Below are 16,563 nucleotides of genomic sequence, written 5' to 3'. Positions count from 1 at the left end.
CATGAAGATCTTCCAGCCGATGCTCTTCGTCGGCCTGGGCGGCACCGGCGGGCTCGTCGGCGCCGAACTGGAACGCAGACTGCGCGCCGAACTGTGCGGACCCGACGGCATGGCACTGCACCGGCAGAGCGGCCACGCCCCGTTCCAGCTGCCCGACTGCCTGCAGTTCGTGTACGCCGACTACAGCGAGAGCGACCTCCAGCGGCTGCCGCAGTTCAACGTGGACCCGTCGCTGCGGGCCGCGTACGCCCGGACCTCACGGGCCACCCACAACCTGCTGCCGAACTTCGACGCCTCCCCGGAAGTGACCAAGATGCTCCGGGCGGTGCTGCGCGACGAGGTCGCCGACTGGCTGCCGCCGCGCATGGACGAGCCCAAGGTCACCCCGCTGCACGCCGGCGCAGGCCAGCTGCCGACCGTCGGCCGGGCGGCCCTGTTCGCCACGCTCCGGCACGGCCTCGGCCCGGTCCTGGAACCGCTGCTCCAGGCCATCGACGCGATCGCCAAGTCGGCGGGCGAGCTGAGCGAACTCGGTGGCGGCAAGGTCAACGGCTGCGACGTGTTCGTCGCCTTCTCGGTGGCCGGCGGCACCGGCGCCGGGATCTTCCTCGACTACCTGCACCTCATCAACCACGCCTTCCAGCTGCGCCGCTTCGACGGCGTGAAGATCTACCCGCTGGTCGTCATGCCGTCGTCGTTCTCCGCGGCGACCGGCGGCGGGCGCGAGGCGGAGCTGAACGCGGCCCGGTCCCTGGTCGACCTGTTCCGGCTGGTGGACACGCAGAACGCGCCCTCGGAGGGCCACGAGATCGGCGACCTCGACCAGGAGCTCGGGCTCGGCGTCCGCTACCCGGGCACCACCCCGATCCGGCTGCGCACCGGCATCCTGCCCACCGCGTTCCTGTTCAGCCCCACCGCCGGCATCCGCGCCGACGACCTGCGCCGCTCCATCGTGTCCCTGGTGATGTCGCTGATCGGCACCGAGCTGGGCGACGGCCGCGCCCGGGGCCGCAAGACGGCCGCAGACGACGACTTCCAGACCTTCGCGGCCAGCTTCATCAACCGCGGTGTGCAACGCAGCGCCGTCTCCCCGACGGGCATCGGCCGCCAGGGCGTGTCCACCAGCCTGGTCGCCTCCATGACCGCGCCGATGGACCAACTCGCCGACCTGGTGGCCGGACGGCTGCTGCGGCTCGCGGTCACCGACCTCGTGGAGGCGCCGCGCGCGGCGCTGCGGGACGAGGCGGTGCCGATGATCCGGCAGCTGTTCGCCGACTCCCACCTCGAAGAGCTGTGGGAGCGCAGGCAGTTGCCGGTGCCCGAGCCCGATCCGCTGCCCCGCGGCGGCAAGAACATCGAGCAGGCGCTCGGCGAACGCATCGCGGACATGCAGCGGCTGCTGTCCGACCTGCGGTCCGAGGCGGAGCGCGCGGCCATCGCCATGGCCGACCGGTTCGCCCCTCGCCCCGCCATCGACAAACTGCTCCAGACCGTGGACCCCTTCCTCGCCGAACGCGTCGTCAGGGGCGTCCCGGACAGCGAGGAACCCATCGCCCGGCTCGGCTTCCTCGGCATGCTGGACCATCGTGCCCGCACCCCGCAGCGGCCGCCCGGGGTGAGCGAGCAGCCGCCCAAGATCCCCCGGATCAAGGGCCAGTTGGGCGGACTCGCGCCGGCCCGCTGGGGCGACGACGACGTCCAGGCCGCCATCGAGGAGCAGAACGCCTGGTACCAGTGGCGCTGCCGGCTGGTCTGGCACGAGGCCTGGCGCGAACAGCAGATGCACTGGCAGCCGCAGGCCGACGCGGCCGGCACCGACCTCGGCCGGCTGGTCGGCGCCTTCCGCCGGCACAGCGACCAGGAACGCAAGAGCGCCCAGCAGAAGGGCCTGGAACTGTACGAGGACCGCACCGGCATCTCGTATCTGCTGCCGCCGCAGCGCACCCTCAACCACTTCTACGAGGACGTCGTCACCCGGCTGATCCGCCGGGAGGGACTGCGCGAGAACGACGACGAGTCGGCGCTGCTGCTCAAGCTGGTCGGCGGCGACACCTGGCGGCAGGTCCACGGGCTCAGCCGGCGTGACCCCGAGGGCTCGGTGGCCCGGGTCAAGGGGCAGCTGGAGGCCCGGATCACCCGGCTGTTCGCCGAGAGCGGGGCGCACCTGGAGGAGCGGCCGCTGCTGCCGTCCATGGGCACGCTGCTGGCCGCGGCGGCCGGGGACACGGATGCCAAGGACCAGGTCAGCAAGGAGGCCCTCGACCTGTTCGGCCGGAAGCTGACCGGGCTGCTGCCGGTCGGGTTCACCCCCGAGGGCACCGGACTTCTCCGGGTCCTGGTCACCTATCCGCGGGTTCAGGCCGTGGAAGAGGTGCAGGAGTTCCTCGGCAAGACGCTGCGGCTGCCCTCGGACGCGAAGAACTCCGTGGAGTACCGGGGCGTGGACAGCGACTCCGTCACCGTCGTCCTCTTCCGCAGCGAGATGAGCCTGACCCAGGTGCCCGAGGCCCGCAAGGTGCTGCGCCAGTGGGCGCGTGCGAAGGACTCCGAGCAGGCCCAGGACGTCCTGCGGTGGCGCCAGCGGCTCGGCTACCGGGACAGCTGGATGGTCAGCAGCGAGGAGGACCGCCGCGTCATCCTGCACCGCCTGCTGTGCTGCATGTGGAACGGCCAGGTGGACGTCGTCGACGGCGACCCGGCCTCGCCGGACCGGATCCGGCTGCGGCTGCACCCCGACAAGGGCGCGCACGTCCCCGGCGTACGGCTGCGGCTCGGGGACTTCCCCGGCGGGGTGTCCAGCTGGGCCGAGCTGATGCGGGCGTACGAGCGCTGGACGGTCCTGGACGACGAGCGGATCGTCGAGGACTACTGCCGTGAGCTGATGGGGGCCCAGCCGGTGGGCCTGGCCCGGGCCGGCAGCGAGCCGCATCCGCTCTTCGTCGACCTCGTCGAGAAGGTCGCCCCGCGCCAGCTGGAGCTGCTGGCGGAGCGCCGGGAGCAGGGCGGCGAGCGGGTCGAGGGCTGGGTGCGCCCGCTGTGGGAGTTCTGGGCGGAGACCCTGCCCGCCGCGCTGGACACCGAGTTCGGCGACCAGCGCGCGGTCCAGCCGACCCTGCGCACCCTGCTGGAACACGTCCGCGGCGGCACCCCGGCCGGCCCGCGCTCCCGCGAGGACTACGCACCGCCCCGCCGCCCGGCACCCGACGAGGACGACTGGGGCACGGCACCGGTCCCGCCGGGCGGCCGCGGGGGCGGCGACGACTACGCCAGGCCGCCCGGCGAGGGCAGACCGTACGACTCCGGCCGCTCGGCCGCCAACCGTGACGATCACGGCCGCTGGGGTGCCGATCGTGAGGACTATGGCCGGTCGGGTGGTGACCGTGAGGGCTTCGGGCGGTCGGGTGGTGACCGTGAGGACTACGGGCGGTCCCGTGGGGACGGCGATGACTTCGGGCGGTCCGGTGGGGACGGTGATGACTTCGGGCGGTCCGGTGGGGACGGTGATGACTTCGGCCGGTCGGGTGGTGACCGTGAGGGCTTCGGGCGGTCCGGTGGGGACGGTGATGACTTCGGGCGGTCCGGTGGGGACCGTGAGGACTATGGCCGGTCCGGTGGTGACCGTGAGGACTACGGGCGGTCGGCCGCTGACCGTGAGGGCTTCGGGCGGTCGGGTGGTGACCGTGAGGGCTTCGGGCGGTCGGGTGGTGACCGTGAGGGCTTCGGGCGGTCGGGTGGTGACCGTGAGGGCTTCGGGCGGTCGGGTGGTGACCGTGAGGGCTTCGGGCGGTCCGGTGGGGACCGTCGGCGTGACGACTACGTCGGTCCCGACCTCGACGATCGCCGGGGCGCGGACGGGCAGGGCGGCCGGCGGCGGGCGCCCTGGGACGCGGACGAGCCCGCAGACCCGCGCCGGGGCGGCACCTGGGGTGCCGAGGACGGGTCCGGCGACTCCGGCCGGAGCAACCCCTGGGACGGTGACGCGCAGTGAGCACGCCTCAGGCCTTCCGCACCGTCATCCACCTGGACCTGCGCGCCGGTGCCGCGGCACTGCACAGCCCCTCGGCGCTGCGGGCCAGGGTCGCCCAGGAGCTGGGCCGGGCCGGGCTGCCCGAACCGGACGACCCGCTGTTCCTGGTGGTCGACACCCCGGCCGGGCTCAACGACCACCAGACGCAGTACGAACTGCTCACCGGCTACCGGGCGGTGGGCGAGGTCCGGCTGCTCGTCCTGCTGGTGGGCAGCGCGCCGGGCTCGTTCGCCGGTGAGGAAGGCGGCTTCCAGCCCGACCGCCGGCTGCTGCGCCCCTCGGTGCTGCGGACCTCGGGCAGCGGGCTGCTGTGGGCCGGCGACCTGCGCTCCGCCCGCACCGCGCTGGAGCAGCCCGCACCCGACGACCCGGACGCACTGGCGGTCCTGGTGGACGTCCTGTCCGTCCCGGACGTCTACCTCGGCGTGCTCGACGGCATCCAAGCGCTGCCCGGGGCCGTCGCCGCGCCCGGCGTACGGCTGCTGGAGCAGGACCTGCCGCCGGAGGTGCGCGACCGGGCCTGGCGCGACGCGCTCACCCGGTTCGCCGGAGCGGACGACGACCTGGCGCCGGACGTGGTGCTGACCGCCTCCTCCGGAGCCGATCTCCCGGAGCCGCTGCGGGGGCTGGTGGCCGGTCGCCGGGACCGGGACCTGGGACACCGGGAACCCGGCGGCATCGCCGACGACGCCTACCGCGCCTGCGCGGACGCCCTGGACTACGCGGACGACGCGATGGCCGGGCTGCGCACCCTGCCCGGCCTGCTGCGGGCCTCCCGCCGGGAGACGTTCGAGACGGAGGTCGACCAGGCGCGCAAGGCGCTCGACGACTACCGGGACCTCGTCGCCACGGCCCTGCGCAGCGGCGGCGGCACGGCTCCGTCCGCCGCCGAGTCGGCGACCCGGCTGGCGGCCCTCGGGCTGCGCGTGCCGTCCGCCGAGGGCATGGGCGAGCGGATCGGGGAGGGGCTGCGGGAGTTCGCCCTGAAGCTGCTGGGCCAGGGCCTCGCCCTGCGCTCGGTGGCGCAGCGCTTCACCGGACTCGCCGGCCGTGTCGAGCCGGTGCCGGGCTCGGCCCTGCTGCCGAAACTCGCCCCGCACTCCGCCGAGTCGGTGGACCGGCAGATGGCGGGAGCGGCCGGCACCGAGGTCCCCGGGCTGCCGGTGGCCGGACCGCTGGCGGCGGCCGGCGCGGGCCTGCTCGGCGCGCTGTGGTCGGGGCCGTTCCTCGCCCTCGCGGTCCTCGTGCCGCTGCTGTTCGTCGGCATGGCGGTCCTCGGGGCGGTCCGGCTGCGGGGCGCGGGGCGCCCGGGCCGCTGGGCCCTCGCACCGAGGGTCGCGGCGTTCTTCGGTGCCGCGGTCGGCGCCGGAGCGGGGTACGCGACCGACTCGCCGGTCTGGATGGGCACGATCGGGCTGCTGACCGGACTGGGGATCGCGGTGGAGACCGTACGCCGGCTGTGGCGGGCGGCGGCCGCGGCCTGGGCCCCGGGCCACACAACCGCCGTACTGCGTCGGGCCCTTGACGGTCTGGACGGCCTGCTGGCCGAGGCGGTCCGCGAGTACTGGGCCGTCGAGGAGCGCCTGTACTGCGCCGACGCCGCCCGTTCCGTCGCCGGGATGCTGCGGGCGACGGCCGCCGCGGCGGAGGCGGAGGCCGTGCCCGATGCGGCGCGGGTCGCGGCCGGCGCGGCGTCCGGTGCCTCCGGTGCCGGCGCGCACGGCGACGACGACTGGCTCTCCAGCGACGCCGACCTCGAACCGGACGACGCCTACGCCGGGGCCGACGACGGCGACGGCGACTGGGCGAGCGTGTACGCGTGGGAGGACGGCGAGCAGTGGGACGACGCCGGCGAGGACAGGGGCCGGGACGGGAACCGGGACCGGGACCGGGACCGGGCGAAGAGCTCCGGGGCCGCCTGGGCGGACCGTCCCAAGGAGGTGCCGCGCTGGCTGGAGCGGGAGAACGGTGAGGGCGGGCCGGAGCTGGTCGCCACGCTGTCCGCCGATCTGACGGACGCCGCCCTGGAGGCCATGAAGCACTACTGGGGTGCCGTCGAGCGCGGCCAGGCCGGCGCGCGTGCCGTGCGGCGCACAGAGGAGCGGGTCCACGAGCTGCTGTCCACGGCCCGCCATCACCTCCGGCACAACGGGGTGCTGGCGCCGCCGCCGTTCGCCGCCCCGCGCCGCGTCCGCGCCACCTCGGCGAACCTGCTCGGCACCGACCCGCACGGACTGGCCGAACTGGTCGGCGCGGACGCCGACCGGCAGGCGGTGGTGCAGCTGTCCACCCCCGAGCAGGGCACGCTGCTCAGCCGCGACCCGGCGTCCGCGACCTGGCTCAGGTTCGCGCCGGGTGCCGTACGCGACGAGGTCGAGAAGTCCTGGCGGGCGAGCGGTTCGGTGCACCCGGAGCAGGTCCTGTGGACGTCGTCGGGCCGTTACGCCGGCCTGGTGCGGCTCACCCCGCTGCGCGTGGGCGCCGTGCACACCGTCCGCGCCCGGCACGGCTCCGGCCCCGACGGCACGGACCCGGACCCGGCGAGGACGGAGCAGTACGGCACGGGAAACCCGTACGAGCGGGCCGGCTCCTACGACGAGAGCTATGACCGGGCCGACGCCTATGACCGGGCCGACTCGTACGACAGGGCCGGCTCCTACGACCGGGCCGAGACCTACGACCGGGCCGAGGCGACGAACCCGTACGGCCGGGCGGACGCCTACGACCGCACCGCCTCGTACGACGGCGACCGCACCGCCTCGTACGACGGCGACCGCACGGCCTACGGCGGCGACCGCACGGCCTCCGACGACGGCGACCGCGCGGACTCCGACGACTGGCTGGCCTCGGACGACTGGGCGGGCTCCGGCGAGCGCGCGGACGGCGGCCGAGAGGGCGGCGGCCGAGAGGACGGCGATCGCTGGTGACCGGCACTGCACGTCCCGTACCGCCGCCGCGCACGGACCCCTGCGGCCCGCCGCACCTGCACGAACGAAAGGACCGCCGGTGACCAGCACCACGCATTCCCGTCCGTCGGGGCCGGGCGGGCAGCCTCCGGACAAGCTCGGCTTCACCGTGCCGTCGGGGCGCCGGCGCGTCACCCCGGTGCGGGTCGGCCGGGAGTTCCGCCGCGACCGGCTGCTGCCCCAACTGCTGCGCAAGGCCGTGCTCGACGACGAGGGCCAGCAGTGCGTGCAGGTACGCCTGAGCGCCAAGGAGGCGGCGAACCCGGCGGCGCGCGCCCTGCTCGACACCGAGGCGTCCGCCGCCGTACAGCTGCTCCAGGCGCTCGGCGACACCGAGTACACGGCGCTCTTCCCGCGGCTCATCGGCCACGAGCTGGACACGGCCGAGCCGTTCCTGCTGTACGAGCCGCCGCGCGGCACCGCCGTCTCGCGGATCCATGTGATGGGCGCGGCCGACCAGGAGGTCTTCACCCGTGACCTGATGCTGGCCCTGTGTCTGCTGGAGGGCCAGGGCCTGGTGCCGCGCGGCATCTCGCCCGCGTCCGTCCTCTGGGACGGCGCGAAGGTCCAGCTGTGGGGCCTGGAGTCGACGACCCGGATCGGCCGGCCGAGGCGCCCGTGGGGCCGGTCGCCGTTCTGCCCGCCCGAACAGCGCGGCGGCGAGGGGCTCGCCGACCCCCGCGACGCGGTGTGGAGCGCGGCCCAGGTGCTGTACCGGCTGGCGACCGGGCGGCCCGGCCCCGCCGACCGGCCACCCGCCGACCTGGGCGATCACCGCAAGCTCGACCGGACGCTCCGGGACGCCTTCGCGCCGAGGGCGGCCGACCGGCCGACGCCCGCACAGGTCCTGGACCTGGTGGCGCCGGGTGCCGCCCGCCGGGTCCGGCTCGCGGTGCCCCCGGACGAGACCCGCCCGCACCACGACGCCTTCGAGGAGGCGCTGCGGCTCAAACGGCAGGTGCCCGCCGCCCGTTCGCGCGCGGGATCGGGGTCCGGGCAGACCGGCGCCGAGGTGCTCTGCCCGTACTGCCTGGAGTCCATCCGGCTCGACCTCGGCAAGCTGTACGTCACCGACAGCCGGATGCAGTACAAGCCACTGGACCTCAAGGGCATCAACAACCCCGTGCGGCGGACCGACATCATGCGCGGCGCGGTGCAGAAGTGCGCGGCGGACCCGGCGTTCCCCACGCACTACATCCCGGTGCCCTATCTGACCTACGGCCGTCCGCTGACCGTCGCGATGGTGGGCCAGTCCTCCACCGGCAAGAGCCATCTGCTGACCCAGATGATCGCGGCCGTCACCGACGGCGGTCTCGAACCGTTCGGCCTGAAGTGGCAGTCCGTCAACCCCGAGCAGCATGCCCGGTTCGTGCGCGACCGGGTGCAGCCGCCGCGCAGCGGCAAGGTCCTGGCCCACACCCCGGGGCTGGGCAGGGACGACTTCGCCCGCTTCGAGGAGTCGCTGCTGATCACCGACGCGCGCGGGCAGGTGCGCCCCGTCGCCTTCTTCGACCTCGGCGGCGAGGACCTCGTGCGTACGGACGCCGCGCTGCGCTTCCTGCTCGGCGTCGACGCCCTGGTGTTCGTGATCGATCCGGTGCTGGCCCTGCCGCTGCCGCAGCTCGACCACGCCAGGGAGCGCCTGGGCCTGGAGGTGAACCGGGACGGCGACCTGGCCTTCGGCACGGTCCTGGACCGGCTGCCGAAGAGCGGCGGGTATCTGGACGTGCCGGCCGCGATGGTGCTGGGCAAGGCCGACCTGCTCAGGTTCCAGCCGCCGGTCGACCGGTGGCTGACCCGGCCGCCGGCCTCCTCGCTGGACCCGGCGCTGATCCGTGAGGAGAGCCGCGACCTGTACGGGCTGCTGCGCCGGCACGCGGGCCAGGCGTGGCTGCGCCCCTTCGACGCGATCCGCCGATGCACCCTGCACATCGCGTCGGCCACCGGCGGCCAGGAGGACCAGGGCCGCTATCCCGCGGGGGCCGGACCCCGGCGGGTGCTGGAGCCGCTGCTGTCGCTGTTCGCCCTGCACGGGCTGATCCAGGTGCCGGGCGGCGCCGACGCGCTGGCGGTGGGGGAGGCGCCCGCTCTGGAGGCGGTGCCGTGGGAGGAAGCCGGACAGGCCGAGGGATTCGAGACGCCGGAAGGGACCGATGAGCCCGAGGGGTCCGAGGGAGGGGAACATCAGTGAACGACTTCCAGGACCGGGGTCCGGTGCATCAGGTCGTCTACCGCTGGGACGGCAACCACGGCCGCCAGGGCACCGGCATGAACGCCGTCGCCCATTCCTGCGACGCCGGGCGCGCCGCGGAACTCGGCCGGGAACTGGGCCCGTTGCTGTGGGTGTCCGGCGCGGCGGCCGCCCGGCCGAGCGTCGTGCGCACACTGTCCGGCGACGGCGACGTGCTGCTAGTGCGGCGCTGGCCCACCACCGACCCGGGCGGGCGGCCGAGCACCGTCAGCCATGTCCTGGTCGGTGACCGCGGCACCCTGAAGGTGCGTCAGTGCCTGGGGCTCGCGTACGGCGGCTGGGGCAGCCGGGAGAAGGCCGAGTCGGTCTCCGGGAAGCAGGACCCGGTGGAGAGCGCGAAGCTCGACGCGCTGGCGCTCAGGCGGTTGCCGCAGATGCTGGACCGGCTGCCGTCGGTCAACCACGCGCTGACCCTGACCGCGGCCGAGTGGCTGCGCGATCCCACCCAGCGGCTCTCGCTGCTGATGGAGGAGAAGGGGCACCGGGGCTGGCCGGACCAGGACGCGGTGCCGCTGGTCTACCTCGGGCTGTTCCTGCTCTTCGGTCCCTGGCTGGAGCAGCAGTGGACCTTCGCCACCTATGACACGGCCGACAGCCACCCCCTGCGGCTCACGTCCGTCCCGCGCTGGGAGCCGGACACCGGCGTCTCCGGCCCGCTGGCCCGGGTCAGAGGTGGCAGGCCGGCCAACTCCAGGTTCGAGCTCTGGGCGGGCTCCGAACTCGTACGGCACCTGCTCGGGCACCCGGAGGCGGACCCCGGTGTGCCGCAACTGACCGACGCACTCCGCGGCGGCGCGGCACTGGACTGGGAACGCCGCCAGGCCCGCCTCAAGGAGATCCTCGGCACCGACCGCACACGACCGAACGGCACCCGGGTCCCGGCGCCGGCGCCCCGGACGAGGGAACTCCAGGAGCCGCTGGAGGCGCCCGAGTGGGACCGCGCCCCGGCGCCGGCCGCCGTCGCCCCGGAGCCGTACGCGGAGTCGTACCCGGAGCCGTACGCGGAGTCGTACGCGGAGTCCTGTGCCGAGCTGCGTCCGGAGCCGCCTCCGGAGCCCCGCGTGGCCCCACACCCGCACCCGCACCCGCACACGCCTCCGCACCCGCACCCGCACACGCCTCCGCCCCCGCACGCGAACTCCGCCCCCCTGCCCCCACCGTCTCCGCCCACCGTGCCTCCGCACTCCCTCCACCAGCCCGACCTGCACCTGGAGCTGTGCGACTACCGGCGTGGCGATGTCATGGCGCAGAACGTGCTGCTTGCGGAGCTGCGCAGGCAGCCCGACGAGGTGCTGGTGTACGAGCTGTGCACCCGTGAAATCCCGTCGCAGTCCGTGGAGCTGCTGCTCGACGTACTGGGGGAGCCGCACCGGGCGGACGGGCGGTCGCTGGAGCTGCGGCACGCGCTGTGCGCGGAAGTGCTGGACAACGGGCTGTACTTCACACCGCACGGGCCGGTCGCGGACGGAAGATCGGGAACGGACCGTGCGTCCCGGGCGGCCCGCCTGTTCACCTGGGCCGTCGCACCGCTGGCCAGGGACGAGCGCCATCTGCGCCAACTGCAGGAACTGCTCTACCGGTTGAGCCGCGACCCGCATCCCACCACGGGCAACTGGCTGCGGCAGAGCATCATCGACCCGCCGGGCGCCCGGGTCCCCGATCTGCCGCCGGTGGTGTGGAGCCGGCTGCTGTCGAACGCGCTGACGCGGATGGACAGGCCGCCGCACTCCGCGCCGCCGCCCGCCCAGTCCCTGCCGTCGCCCCACACGGCTGCGGCGCCGATGACACCGCCGCCGCAGCCCTTCGGGAAGCAGTCGTCCATGGCCAGGATCACCGAAGGGTTCGGCACGGCCGGCTGTCTGCTCGCGGGCGGCCTCTCCTTCTGCGCGATCGCCATCCTCATCGTGATCGTCTGGTTCCTCAGCTGACGGATCCGCTCAGGGCGCCAGCCGCTTCTCGAACCAGTGGCTGGCGTAGACGTTGTCGTCGTACGCAGGGATGGCCGTGTAGCCGCACGCCCGGTACATCGCCTGCGCCTCGGTGAGCGCGGCGTGGGTGTCGAGGCGTACGACGCCCAAGTGGCGTGCCACGGCCTCCTGTTCCAGCGCGCCGAGCAGCCGGCGGGCGAGGCCGAGGCGGCGGGCGGCGGGGTGCACCCAGACGTGGCGGATCTCGCCGACGCCGGGTTCGAGGCGCCGTAGCGCACCGCAGCCCACCGGCCGGTCCTCCTCGTACGCGACGAAGAACGCCCCGGCGTCGCCGGACACCTCCTGCGGCTGAACGAGGTCGTCCTTGGCGAAGCCCTCGGGGAACCGCTCGTCGATGTCGGCGGCGTAGCCGTCCAGACAGGCCCGGGCGTCCGGGGCGGCGCCGTCGACGAGGGCGACGGTGATGCTCGCGAGGCGCAGCAGACGCTGTGCGGTGGCCAGCGCGCCGGCCAGCTCGGCGCGCTGGGCCTGGCTCAGGCCGTCGAGCAGCCCGGCGGCGACCAGGTCCGCCCGCCGGTTCTGCTCCCTGACCTCCACCCGCCCGGCCGGTGTCGGTTCGATCATGCGCAGCCGGCTGTCCTCGGGGTGCGCGCTCAGCGTGACCATGCCCTGGGCCTGGAGCGCCTTGGCCATCCGGCTCAGATATCCGGCGTCCAGACCGAGCCGGCTCCGTAGCTCGCGCAGGGACATCCCGTCCCCGATCTCGAACAGCAGCCGGGCCTCGCCGAGCGGGCGGTCCTGGCCGAGGTAGTGGTCGTCCAGGACGCCGATACGGCGCGTGAAGTAGCGGTTGAAGCGGCGGAAGGCCGTCACATGGTCCGTCGACACTGGCTCCATATTTCTTTGACTTTAGTCAAACGTTCCTGCTGTGTCCATGAATCCGGCCTCAGTTCAGTGACACAGCGCACTTTTGTCCGTGAATCGCGCATGCATCCGTGTGCCGGGGGCAGGCGCACTCGGTCCCCCTGAGTGACACACGTGTGACACAGGGGCTCTGAACAGGAACGGAAGGCAACACCGATCATGGCGGACAGTACGGAACTCCAGGCGCGCGGCACCATCCATGTGGGAGGGGAATGGCGGTCGGCCGTCTCCGGCGCGACGCGCGAGATTCTCGACCCCGCGGACGCGACGCCCTTCGTCGTGGTCGCCGAGGGTGACGAGAAGGACACCGACCTGGCGGTGGAGGCCGCTCGCCGTGCCTTCGACGGCGGCCGGGGCGCCTGGCCGCTCACGCCCGTCGCCGAGCGTGCCGCCCTGCTGCGCCGTGTCGCCGACCTGCTCGTGCGCGACCGCGAGAAGCTCGGCCTGCTGGAGAGCCGCGACGCCGGCAAGACCCTCGAAGAGGGCCGGGTCGACATCGACTGCGTCGCCGACGCCTTCCGCTACTTCGCCGACCTCGTCGCCGCCGAGGCCCCCGGCCGGGTCGTCGACGCCGGCTCTCCCGACATCCACAGCGTCGTCGTCCACGAGCCGGTCGGTGTGTGTGCGCTGATCACGCCCTGGAACTACCCGCTCCTCCAGGCCAGCTGGAAGATCGCGCCCGCGCTCGCCGCCGGCAACACCTTCGTCGTCAAGCCCAGCGAGATCACCCCGCTGACGACGATCGCCCTGATCGAGCTGCTCGTCGAGGCGGGCCTGCCGGCCGGCGTCGCGAACATCGTCACCGGCCCGGGCCACTCCGTCGGCGCCCGGCTCTCCGAGCACCCCGACGTCGACCTCGTCTCCTTCACCGGCGGACTCGCCAGCGGCACCAAGGTGGCCCAGGCCGCCGCGCCCACCGTCAAGAAGGTCGCCCTCGAACTCGGCGGCAAGAACCCCAACGTCGTCTTCGCCGACGCCTGCGCCACCGACGAGGCCTTCGACACCGCCGTCGACCAGGCCCTCAACGCCGCCTTCATCCACAGCGGCCAGGTCTGCTCGGCGGGCGCCCGCCTGATCGTCGAGGAGTCCGTCCGTGAGCGCTTCGTCGCCGAGCTCGCCCGCCGCGCCCGGCGGATCCGCCTCGGCCGCGGCACCGCCGACGGCGTCGAGTGCGGCCCGCTCGTCTCCGAGCAGCAGCGCGCCAAGGTCGAGGCGTACGTCGAGTCCGCGCTCAAGGAGGGCGCCGTGCTGCGGTCCGGCGGCAAGCGCCCCGCGCCGTCCGAGGAGCGCCCGGAGAGCGGCTGGTTCTACGAGCCGACCGTCCTCGACCACTGCCACCGCGACATGCGCGTCGTACGCGAGGAGGTCTTCGGCCCGGTCCTCACCGTGGAGACCTTCCGCACCGAGGACGAGGCCGTCGCCCTCGCCAACGACACCGAGTACGGTCTCGCCGGCGCCGTGTGGACCGCCGATGCCGGACGGGCCCGCCGGGTCGCCGGCCGGCTGCGCCACGGCACGGTCTGGATCAACGACTTCCACCCCTACCTCCCCCAGGCGGAGTGGGGCGGCTTCGGCAAGAGCGGGGTGGGCCGCGAACTCGGCCCCGCCGGACTCGCCGAGTACCGCGAGACCAAGCACGTCTACCAGAACCTCGCGCCGAAGCCGGTCCGCTGGTTCACAGGCTGATTCCGGGCTCCGCAGCCCACCGAGGAGCGCGGGGAACCGCGCGACCAGCCACGACGAACCCGCACCCGAAGACCACAAGCGCCCCCGCGGCGCTGGATCCACTGGAGTACCCCCCTCATGTCCGAGAACCCCACCGTCTACGACTACGTGGTCATCGGCGGCGGCACCGCAGGTTCCGTCATCGCCTCCCGGCTGACCGAGAACCCCGACACCACCGTCGCCGTGATCGAGGGCGGCCCCAGCGACGTCGGCCGGGACGACGTCCTCACCCTGCGCCGCTGGATGGGTCTGCTCGGCGGCGAGCTGGACTACGACTACCCGACCACCGAGCAGCCCCGCGGCAACTCGCACATCCGGCACAGCCGCGCCCGCGTGCTCGGCGGCTGCTCCTCGCACAACACGCTGATCGCCTTCAAGCCGCTGCCGTCCGACTGGGACGAGTGGGAGGAGGCCGGCGCCAAGGGCTGGGGCGCGGTGCCGATGGAGGCGTACTACGCCCGGCTCAAGAACAACATCGTCCCGGTCGACGAGAAGGACCGGAACGCCATCGCCCGCGACTTCGTGGAGTCGGCGCGCAGCGCGCTGGACGTGCCGCGCGTCGAGGGCTTCAACAAGCAGCCCTTCACCGAGGGCGTCGGCTTCTTCGACCTCGCCTACCACCCCGAGGACAACAAGCGCTCCTCGGCGTCGGTGGCGTATCTGCACCCGGTGATGGACGAACGGGACAACCTCACGATCCTGCTGGAGACCTGGGCGTACCGGCTGGAGCTGAACGGCACCCGCGCCGAGGGCGTGCACGTGCGCACCAAGGACGGCGAGGAGCAGCTGATCCGCGCCCGGCGCGAGGTCGTCCTGTGCGCGGGCGCCGTCGACTCGCCCCGGCTGCTGATGCACTCCGGCATCGGCCCGGAGAAGGACCTGACCGCGCTGGGCATCCCGGTCGTCCACGACCTGCCGGGCGTCGGCGAGAACCTGCTCGACCACCCCGAGTCGGTGATCGTGTGGGAGACCGACGGGCCGATCCCGGAGAACTCCGCGATGGACTCCGACGCGGGCCTGTTCGTGCGCCGCGACCTCGAACACCAGGGCCCCGACCTGATGTTCCACTTCTACCAGATCCCGTTCACGGACAACCCGGAGCGCCTGGGCTACGAGCGGCCGGAGTTCGGCGTCTCGATGACCCCGAACATCCCCAAGCCCAAAAGCCGCGGCCGGCTGTACCTGACCAGCGCCGACCCGTCCGTGAAGCCCGCGCTCGACTTCCGCTACTTCACCGACGAGGACGACTACGACGGCCGCACCCTCGTCGACGGCATCCGTATCGCCCGCGAGATCGCGAAGGCCGAACCACTGGCCAACTGGATCAAGCGCGAGGTGTGCCCCGGCCCGGAGGTCACCGGCGACGAGGAGCTCAGCGAGTACGCGCGCAAGGTCGCGCACACCGTGTACCACCCGGCCGGCACCTGTCGCATGGGCGCCGCCGACGATGAACTGGCCGTTGTGGACCCGCAGTTGAGGATCCGCGGCTTGCAAGGCATTCGAATCGCCGATGCCTCCGTCTTCCCGACGATGACCGCCGTGAACCCGATGATCGGGGTGCTCATGGTCGGGGAGAAGGCGGCGGACCTGATGGGAGGTGAGGCGTGATGAGTACGACTCCTCAGAGCACGCCCCAGAACAAGACGCCCGACACCCGCAAGCCCTCGACCGGTACGCCGGTCTTCTCGGTCGAGGGTCTGTGGAAGGTCTTCGGGCCCAAGGCGGAGCGGATCCCCGCCGATCGGGAGCTCGCCGGGCTCGCCCCCGCCGAACTGCGCGCCCGCACCGGCTGCACGGCGGCCGTCCGTGACGTGTCCTTCGACGTCCGCAAGGGCGAGGTCTTCGTCGTCATGGGCCTGTCCGGCTCGGGCAAGTCCACCCTGGTCCGCTGTCTGACCCGCCTCATAGAACCGACGGCCGGCACCATAGCCATCGACGGCGAGGACGTCCGGGCCATGGACAAGACCCGCCTGCGCGAACTGCGCCGCCACCGCGCCGCGATGGTCTTCCAGCACTTCGGCCTGCTCCCGCACCGCACCGTCCTGGACAACGTCGCCTACGGCCTGGAGATCCAGGGCATGCCCAAGGAGCAGCGCCGCGCCCGAGCCGCCGAGATGGTCGCCAAGGTCGGCCTCGACGGCCTGGAACAGCGTCGGCCCGGTCAGCTCTCCGGCGGCCAGCAGCAGCGCGTGGGCCTCGCCAGGGCACTGGCCCCCGACCCCGAAGTGCTGCTGTTCGACGAGCCGTTCAGCGCCCTCGACCCGCTGATCCGGCGGGACATGCAGGAGGAGGTCATCCGCCTGCACCGCGAGGAGGGCCGCACCATGGTCTTCATCACCCACGACCTCAGCGAGGCCCTGCGCGTCGGCGACCGCATCGCGCTGATGCGGGACGGCGAGATCGTGCAGCTCGGCACCCCCGAGCAGATCGTCGGCTCGCCCGCCGACGACTACGTCCGCGACTTCGTCCGGGACGTGCCACGCGAGCAGGTCATGACCGTGCGCGCCGCCATGCGCGCCGGCGACTGCGGCGGCCCCGAGCACCCCGGCACCGTCACCCCCGACACGGTCGTGTCCGACGCCATCGAGGTCGTCGCCCGCACCGGCCGGGCCGCCTGCGTGACGCAGGACGGCACGTGCCTGGGCCAGGTCGACCACGCCGCGCTGCTGCGGATCGTGGCCGGACTGGACCGCGAGGAGGTGGCCGCGTGACACGCACCCACATCGGCACGCCGGACGCCTC

At 73.5% G+C, this 16,563-nt stretch carries 8 protein-coding genes; 7 read left to right on the top strand and 1 reads right to left on the bottom strand.

Going from position 1 to position 16,563, the window contains the following annotated elements; translation table 11 throughout:
• Position 1 precedes the first annotated feature (1 nt).
• From AC3ETA_RS07320 to AC3ETA_RS07305, 4 genes are all read left to right on the top strand, one after another.
• Complete coding sequence (locus AC3ETA_RS07320) at positions 2–3,988, top strand: tubulin-like doman-containing protein (RefSeq protein WP_432191970.1); 3,987 nt, start codon at positions 2–4, stop codon at positions 3,986–3,988.
• The gene (locus AC3ETA_RS07315; RefSeq protein ID WP_432191969.1) at positions 3,985–6,954 is read left to right on the top strand and encodes a hypothetical protein; all 2,970 of its coding nucleotides are present in this window, start codon (positions 3,985–3,987) and stop codon (positions 6,952–6,954) included. Before AC3ETA_RS07320 ends, AC3ETA_RS07315 begins: the two co-directional genes overlap by 4 nt.
• A gap of 79 nt (positions 6,955–7,033) precedes the next feature.
• Positions 7,034–9,184, top strand: coding sequence for a hypothetical protein (locus AC3ETA_RS07310; protein ID WP_432191968.1), 2,151 nt, complete (start codon positions 7,034–7,036; stop codon positions 9,182–9,184).
• On the top strand, positions 9,181–11,172 hold the full coding sequence (locus tag AC3ETA_RS07305; protein ID WP_432191967.1) for a hypothetical protein: 1,992 nt from the start codon (positions 9,181–9,183) through the stop codon (positions 11,170–11,172). Before AC3ETA_RS07310 ends, AC3ETA_RS07305 begins: the two co-directional genes overlap by 4 nt.
• A gap of 9 nt (positions 11,173–11,181) precedes the next feature.
• Here AC3ETA_RS07305 and AC3ETA_RS07300 read toward each other — a convergent pair whose 3' ends face one another.
• Positions 11,182–12,069: a GNAT family N-acetyltransferase gene (locus AC3ETA_RS07300; RefSeq protein WP_432191966.1), complete on the bottom strand. Its 888-nt coding sequence runs from the start codon at positions 12,067–12,069 to the stop codon at positions 11,182–11,184.
• A gap of 186 nt (positions 12,070–12,255) precedes the next feature.
• Between AC3ETA_RS07300 and AC3ETA_RS07295 the strand changes: the two genes are divergently transcribed.
• The 3 genes from AC3ETA_RS07295 (at position 12,256) to AC3ETA_RS07285 (ending at position 16,532) form a co-directional block, all read left to right on the top strand.
• Entirely contained in the window at positions 12,256–13,782 is a 1,527-nt protein-coding gene (locus AC3ETA_RS07295) for an aldehyde dehydrogenase family protein (RefSeq protein ID WP_432191965.1), read from the top strand.
• Positions 13,783–13,899: 117 nt separating this feature from the next.
• Positions 13,900–15,429: a GMC family oxidoreductase gene (locus AC3ETA_RS07290; RefSeq protein ID WP_432191964.1), complete on the top strand. Its 1,530-nt coding sequence runs from the start codon at positions 13,900–13,902 to the stop codon at positions 15,427–15,429.
• Positions 15,429–16,532: a quaternary amine ABC transporter ATP-binding protein gene (locus AC3ETA_RS07285; protein WP_432191963.1), complete on the top strand. Its 1,104-nt coding sequence runs from the start codon at positions 15,429–15,431 to the stop codon at positions 16,530–16,532. The genes AC3ETA_RS07290 and AC3ETA_RS07285 overlap by 1 nt, the downstream gene beginning before the upstream one ends.
• The last annotated feature ends 31 nt before the right edge of the window (positions 16,533–16,563 follow it).

This window comes from Streptomyces sp. bgisy027 (assembly GCF_057710365.1).
This window is presented reverse-complemented; position numbering and strand designations above follow the sequence as displayed.

Excerpts from the sequence above, each read along its gene's own strand:
- AC3ETA_RS07290 (WP_432191964.1), top strand. The coding sequence starts at position 13,900 with ATGTCCGAGAACCCCACCGTCTACGACTACGTGGTCATCGGCGGCGGC.
- AC3ETA_RS07300 (WP_432191966.1), bottom strand. The coding sequence starts at position 12,069 with ATGGAGCCAGTGTCGACGGACCATGTGACGGCCTTCCGCCGCTTCAAC.
- AC3ETA_RS07295 (WP_432191965.1), top strand. The coding sequence starts at position 12,256 with ATGGCGGACAGTACGGAACTCCAGGCGCGCGGCACCATCCATGTGGGA.
- AC3ETA_RS07285 (WP_432191963.1), top strand. The coding sequence starts at position 15,429 with ATGAGTACGACTCCTCAGAGCACGCCCCAGAACAAGACGCCCGACACC.
- AC3ETA_RS07320 (WP_432191970.1), top strand. The coding sequence starts at position 2 with ATGAAGATCTTCCAGCCGATGCTCTTCGTCGGCCTGGGCGGCACCGGC.